Source organism: uncultured Paraglaciecola sp. (genome assembly GCF_913058035.1).
GTDB lineage: Bacteria > Pseudomonadota > Gammaproteobacteria > Enterobacterales > Alteromonadaceae > Paraglaciecola.
Map to the genome: position 1 here is coordinate 1 of NZ_CAJXPA010000192.1, position 7,438 is coordinate 7,438.

The 7,438-nt window shown below is 39.2% G+C and carries 5 protein-coding genes; 2 read left to right on the forward strand and 3 right to left on the reverse strand.

The window, feature by feature from the left end:
- Positions 1 to 351: 351 nt before the first annotated feature.
- On the reverse strand, positions 352 to 729 hold the full coding sequence (locus tag QZ562_RS17975; RefSeq protein ID WP_293763245.1) for a hypothetical protein: 378 nt from the start codon (positions 727 to 729) through the stop codon (positions 352 to 354).
- 154 nt (positions 730 to 883) lie between these two features.
- The gene (locus QZ562_RS17980) at positions 884 to 1,108 is read right to left on the reverse strand and encodes a hypothetical protein (protein ID WP_293763247.1); all 225 of its coding nucleotides are present in this window, start codon (positions 1,106 to 1,108) and stop codon (positions 884 to 886) included.
- Positions 1,109 to 1,644: 536 nt separating this feature from the next.
- Here QZ562_RS17980 and moeB point away from each other — a divergent pair.
- The gene (moeB, locus tag QZ562_RS17985) at positions 1,645 to 2,397 is read left to right on the forward strand and encodes a molybdopterin-synthase adenylyltransferase MoeB (protein ID WP_293763249.1); all 753 of its coding nucleotides are present in this window, start codon (positions 1,645 to 1,647) and stop codon (positions 2,395 to 2,397) included.
- Between the two features lie 612 nt (positions 2,398 to 3,009).
- Positions 3,010 to 4,701 (forward strand): alkaline phosphatase D family protein, encoded by a 1,692-nt coding sequence (locus QZ562_RS17990; protein WP_293763251.1) that lies wholly within the window; start codon positions 3,010 to 3,012, stop codon positions 4,699 to 4,701.
- Between the two features lie 954 nt (positions 4,702 to 5,655).
- On the opposite strand, the gene QZ562_RS17995 is transcribed toward QZ562_RS17990, so the two are convergent.
- Positions 5,656 to 6,615 carry a cytochrome b gene (locus QZ562_RS17995; RefSeq protein WP_293763253.1) on the reverse strand — a complete coding sequence of 320 codons (960 nt, stop codon included), beginning with the start codon at positions 6,613 to 6,615 and terminating at the stop codon, positions 5,656 to 5,658.
- Between the last annotated feature and the right edge of the window lie 823 nt (positions 6,616 to 7,438).

The following is a 7,438-nucleotide window of genomic DNA, read 5'->3' on the forward strand; positions in this document are numbered from 1 at the left end:
CCGTTATCTGTTCTCAGAGTCATTTGCATATTGCGAGAGTACTGGCCAAGTGGTACAAATTCATCATTGTTAATGATTAAATTAAACTGCCGACGTGCCTGAACAAATACTGTCCACTGACAAGCCATGCGTTACAACCGGCAAGTAGTGTTACCTAACTTCGATTTAGACAAACAAGTCCTGCGGGGTCAGGTTCGTTGAAAATCGATATGGTCATTGACATTGATTGACCAAAAGTTCAACGGCGGTTTATGGTACAAACTTCTCAGTCAGTGATATTACAATGTGATTCGTTATGGCTAAGGGAAAGAGAGCGAAAGCGGAAGACCAAAGCTGCATACTAATGACGTTTTATTCGACGCTAGCCAATATTATCGTTAAATCCGCTGCATTGACGAGTGCAAATTTGCGCTTGAAAAGTTCACCGCTTTCATCAAAGAACAAGAGTTCGGCACTTTCTGCCTTGTAATTTTGAATCATTTTATCTGTTGCTGGATAACCCGTGCGTGATACTAAATAATTTACGCTATCACCAAGCTTCGCCTTAGCATTATTAATTTCAATTGTCTGCTGATTACTCACTATTAGATTGAGATCGTAAATAAAAACCACCGACTTTTTGCCATTACCAATTTGATTCAAATCGTCATCGATTGGCGCCGGTAATGACCATATAAATGCAGTAACGAAAACTGCAATGAGTCCAATTATCAGGAGGGTCTTTTTCATAGCGTTTAACTTCTCATTATACTCTACTTAGCATTATACCAAATTCGAGCTATACCTTAGGAAAATAGAATATCACTTTTGCTGCAAGCAATTATGGTAGTGACGTGTTTTGGTGTTTGTCGATTGTATAGAAAAAACAAATAGCTGTTTATAACTAGCCAAGACTTACTTCGACCTCTTCTTGACCAATACGCGGCTTTACAATTTGGCCTAGTTCAGTATCTTCGAATTTATGAAGCAAGTCCGCATAGGCATCTGCTGGAATACAACAAAACTCTGGCTTATTTGTATTCAATACAGCCAAAAAAAATATCAGCCTGCTTAACAACTGCCATTGGGTTTTTCTTAAACTATGAAATGTTGATTGTATTGTCAGCAAGTATTGGCCTAAGACTCTGCATATGCTCGCTTCTCGATGCTGCAAAAAAAACTGATAATATATCTATTCAATAAGGTAAACAAATGAAATGAGCTTGCAAAAATTCTGAATCACCATTGGGCGTCATTTCGCTGAGAAATTTGTGGGTTTTTCGCCATGTTTCCTAGTGGCACATGGCTAACTGATAGAGGGAGTTGGTGTTGCAGGGTTTTAGTAGCAAAACAGTCATATTATTCTTCGCTAGTACGTCTGCTGTGTCTGATCTGCTGTCATTAGAATACCAACCATTGAATTACGACAAATATAATTTCATTCACCATTGGTTCAATTCCAATCTTTAATGCCTAGTTTCAAACTTTACTATACCTGGACATTTGTCAGGCAACAGACAGAGTGACTATGCTATGAGATGCAATTTACATCGATAAATTGCATTTTTTGACCGTTATCTGTTCTCAGAGTCATTTGCATATTGCGAGAGCACTGACCAAGTGGTACAAATTCATCATTGTTAATGATTAAATTAAAATGTCGACGTGCCTAAACAAATACTGACCACTGAACAAGCCATGCGTTACAACCGGCAAATAGTGTTGCCTAACTTCGATTTAGACAAACAAGAAATCCTACTTAATGCCAAAATACTGATTGTTGGGGTAGGGGGCTTAGGTTGCGCTGCTGCGCAATATTTGGTAGCCGCAGGTGTTGGCGAGATCACATTAATTGACGATGATAACGTCGAAAAAACCAATCTACAGCGTCAAGTGTTGCACGGTGAAGCAGATGTAGGCGTCAATAAATGTGTGTCTGCTAAGGCATCATTAGAACAACTCAACAGTGATAGTAAAATCAACGTTATACAAAAACGTCTTGAATTAGATGACTATCTTAACCTTATGAAATCACTAGATTTGGTATTAGATTGTACTGATAATTTGACTAGCAGAAATATCCTCAATCAAGTGTGTTATCAGTCACATACACCTTTGATTTCAGGCGCGGCAATTCGTATGGAAGGACAGCTGATGAGCATCGTGCCGCAACAAAATACTGCCTGTTATGCTTGTATCAGTACTTACTTTGGTGAACAAAACTTAAGTTGTGTAGAGTCAGGTGTGATGTCCCCTGTGGTAGGCATTATTGGTGCGATGCAAGCATTAGAAGCAATTAAAGTGTTGTGTCACTACGGACAAAGTCACGTTAATAAACTGATGCTGTTCGATGGCATGACCTCTACTTGGCAGACCTTTAAAGTGCCTAAAAATGTCAATTGTCCGGTGTGTGGTTAATCTGCATATTTATTTTCACTGTGCAGATGTTACCAATCCATATTATTTTTCTCACAATGTTTGCTGGGATTTATTGACTCAACAACACTAGTGCCATCACCAGCACTGCTTTTTTGGCAGCAATGTTGTCTGTCAATGTTATCTATCAATGTACTGTTATACACACATAATATTTGAACAATTCAATTCAATTCTTATTGACACATTATCATTTAGTTTCACTTTAGATCCTTTCAACTGCGCACATCAATTTGTCTGCTAATGCCAAGGCACTATCGATATTGAATTGACTCGACTCGACACGATCCATCATCCGCACTCAGCTCTAATATGTTTTTTCGCTATCAAGACTAGTTGGCTATGATTAATAGACGTGTATGTCACATGAAGTCTTTTGACTTGTTATTCACCTGAGGAAAGAAACCCAGTTAACACATACTCGAAGTTGTGTTGAATGAGTCGATAGTTAGGTTTGACGGTAACGGCTTAAAACGGTTCCAGAGACGGATCCACCTATGCACACCATGCATCATTAAATTTAGCCATTTGCAGTGCTAAATTTGTCACAATATTAATTTATACTATGTTTAATCATTATTTCGGGATCTTTCAATGAACCAATTCTCTCGCCGTCATTTTCTTAAATCGTCAGGCATTGCAGCCAGCTGTATAGCCATTTCTACTGCCTTGACTGGATGTACAAATGATACCCCCCATACACAACTCTCTAATGTTGAGTTTGAACATGGTGTAGCCAGTGGAGACCCAAGTAGTAGTGCGGTCATTATTTGGACGCGAGTCCAGCCAGCAGTAAAAGTCAATACAGCTCAATTAGCGTGGGAGCTAGCCAGTGATCGTGATTTCACTCAAATTTTACGCACAGGTATGGTGACCACACAACGTCATCAAGATTTTACTGTCAAAGTTGATGTGCAACAGTTAAAGCCTGCAACCGCTTATTATTATCGTTTTATCGGTGCGAATAATACCAGCCAAACGGGTCGCACACTTACGCTACCCGACAACAATGTAGAACAAATAAAATTAGTTGTGGTGTCGTGTTCTAATTATCCTGCTGGATATTTTAACGCCTATCATCATGCTGCACAGCTAGATGACATTGATGCTGTTCTGCATTTAGGCGATTATATTTACGAATATCCTATGGGAGGGTATGCCACCGAAAAAGCGGCTGAGATTGGTCGCGCCTTGGCACCAGATAATGCCAATGAAATTATCAGTCTAGATGATTACCGCAAACGTTATGCCATCTATCGCACCGATAAAGGATTGCAAGCTTTACACGCCGCCGCACCGTTTATTGCTGTATGGGATGACCATGAGGTGTGCAATGACACATATAGAAACGGTGCCCAAAATCATAATGATGGTGAAGGCGATTTTTTTGCAAGACGGGCCGCCGCTATTCAAGCTTATTACGAGTGGTTACCCATTCGCCCCCCATATGGTGAACAAAAACCTGAAATATACCGCAGTTTCGACTTTGGCAATCTACTTAGCTTGCACATGTTAGACACACGCGTTATTGGTCGTGACAAACAATTAAGCTATGACGATTACCAAGATAACGTGACCAAGCAAATAGACATAAAACAATTTTCACAAGACTTACACAATCCTCAAAGAACACTTTTGGGAAAAGAACAAATGTCTTGGTTACAAAAAACCGTGAGTCAATCAAGTAGCCAATGGCAAATGCTTGGTCAACAGGTCTTAATGGCTAAAATGCTGGTTCCGGTTGAAGTATTTGCAGGTGGTGATATTGCTGATGTTCCTGTGCGCATTGCCGCGCTAAAAAGCTTAAAAAACACCCTTGATGCAGGGGAGTCAATTACCCCAGAACAACAGCAACGATTAGCGTCTGTGATGCCGTATAATTTAGATGCATGGGATGGTTACCCTAAAGAGCGTGAAGATCTTTACGCCTTATTTAATGCTCAAAATAAACGCTTAGTGGTAGTTGCTGGCGACACGCATAATGCTTGGCACAGTGAGTTGAAAAATAGTGAGGGGAATATTGTTGGGGTCGAATTTGCCACTCCTGGGATCTCTTCACCAGGTATGGAATCATATCTAAAACTGACCAATGACAATGCGCCAATCGTGGCTGAAAATCTCAGTAGCTTAATTGCTGATCTTACATACTGTAATCTACATCAACGAGGATACATGGTTGTGACCATTACGCCAGAAAGTGCCGATGCTAAATGGCATTTCGTTGACAATATTCTTTCTGATGAATACACGGTGATCAATACACATCAAGCCAGTTACAAGGCTTGAATGAAACAGATAAACAACGAATAAACAACGGATAAACAATGAAGATGTTTGCGCTACATCCCATATTTTAATTGAATGAGCCTATTGGTATTTCACTATCCAAAACGAATAGGCTCACATCAACACCGCATATTTGCTGACCAAGCAGACACACATCCTTCAGCCAGATGACATTGATGCATGTTCTTCAAGGTGATTGTCGACTAAACATTACGCAGGGGTTATTTTAAAGTTAGCTTAAGATAGCTGGTAATATTAAGGGCCACTGCAAGTTGAAGTGTATGATGAAAAGTGCAGGCAGTTTGTTTTATATTTAACTTTGTTTACACATAAATCAGCTTAATTATATGTGTGGCTTGAGCCTCGAAACGACCATGTTAACTACTTTTATGAAACGGCCCACTCAATAAAAAAATATCCCCGTAAACGTTAGGAAAAAACCAAAATATTACATTGTTTGTTTCTATATGACTGTCTATTTCATCTTAATTCTAGAAGGGCTAAACCTAACCCCTAGTTATGCATAAATCAGCGTTTATAATATCAGCGTTTATAATATCAGCATCTATAAGTTATCGTTTTATAGGATCTAACGTGTTCGTTTTAACTTTAAATGATCAGGGTGTTTTTAAATCATTTCAGCAGATACAAGAAGAAACGCAATACCAACTTCATGCAAAATACATAGGATCCGTTGGGTTGATCCGGATGCGTTGGCGCGTAATCCTAAAAAAGCATTTCAAAACCTAAACGTAATCTGACAGGTCTCTGAGTGCCATAAGCCATCAAAGCTAGGTTCATATGCCTTTAGCTGGGTAAATATGAACAGGTGTGCTACATGAAATGTGGCTTGTTTATCTACCAAATAAAGCGACTTATCCCTTGCGCTGACACAATGCAGACTGTGTCAGCGTATATATCCTCAGCCTATAGCAATCAATCGTGCAAAGAGATTCAAGACACCATACGCTTGAAAGCGTTAGTGTGTTTATCAATAAGCTGATGCTTTAGTGCGCCCAAAATATGTGCACCTAAAACAATATATAACAGATAGGGAAGTAAATATTTATGTAACATTCCCCATACAATCGTACCTGTCTTACTAAAACCCCAAAGTGGCTCAAGTTCCCAAGCGAAGAAAAATGTTGGCGCACCATGGAAGCTGGTCATAATAAAGCCGGTAATGGGGATCATAATCATCATCACATAAAGAGCGATGTGTGCCAGATGTGCAAGTTTTCGCTCTTTAGAAGTCAGGGATGCATCTAATGCTGGGCGCTTCGACTGTCGGTTCCAAAATAAACGCACTAACACAAGGGCTAAAACTGTAACGCCAATGGTTTTATGAACCACATAATACTCAACGCGATATTCCGTGCCCTCGGGAATAATAGACGCGAATATTCCCATCGGTATCAATGCCAAGAAAAGGATCGCAATAGTCCAATGAAGAACACGTGATACTCGACCATAGCGGTCTGGCTCATTAGCGGCGCTAAGCTCTAATATTTCGGTATTTTTACTTTGTTTAACAGCAACAGCGAGTAAAGCCACCCCAGAAACCAATGCCATCATAGCCTGAATCCACAGTAATGCAGGTTTGGCTGAATCAAGCGGAGTTTGGTTGGGCTTAGGGTTCTCCAAAAAACCAGTACCAAGAACATAGAATAAAAACCAGGCGGCGATAGCAAAACAGCCTAAGGCTGCCAAAATGGTGCCAAACACTCGAACCTTTGGGGCGTTTTGATTTAAAAACCATGCTGTTAACACGGACGTAATAAGAATGCTAAGGGCTATCCAACTTTCTAAATGACCAGGTTGGCGTTCAGTAATTTGTAGGGCCTGTAACGCAAATGCACTTTGAGAAAATGCAAAACTCATTACCGCTAGGCATAATGCTCGTAATATATTCATGTTTTACTCCTTGGGGTTTTTACTCGGCAAGAAAAGTAGACAACATTCTCAACCTGGGCAAACAATTGCTCTAGAGCACTATATTATTTTAATATAGGTCTTTGATTATTATCTTATATGCAAGCAATCAACGTATTTTGAAGTATAGTTTTTAAGAATAAATTGATAAACACAGCATATAAGTCTTCTGTATTGTCTAAATGACAATAATCAACAACACCAAGACATCCAAAATTACATACCTGTTAAAATCAGCAAATTTCCCACTCTTTGAATCACTGAGGTTTATGATAGCGAGACGGTAAATCTATTTTCTTATTAATAAAGCTCTGATGTAGTCAAAATCGAACTCGATTGTTTGGCTCGCTGAGTTCGCAGATGTGACTTGCTACACTAGTTTGAAGGATGAAAAGATGAAAAGATGGAAAGATGAAAAGATGGAAAGATGCAAGGTTGGAAAGATGGAAGTATAGAAGTAAGGATAGAAAGTTGGAAAATTGGGGACTTGAGTCGTTATGTTGGTCTGTGATGTTTATCAATACTTAAATGGCCATAAAAACGCAGGTTTATAATGTATCTATTAGCAATTTAACATCTCAAAAAACCTCAAAATAAAAGCAATTTTGTAGGATAAAAGCGGCCTCTAAAACTTCAAACAATTTGATGAGCTGAATAAAATTGTCATTATTTAATATAGTTAGAGATCCGGCCGGTTCAAATTTTGCCGTAGATAATAAATTTGGTGGCGGCAATTGAGTCGCTTTAAAAGCTAAAGATATCGCCCATGATAAAAGTATTCAGCGGTGCGTTATTTGTGTTAAAA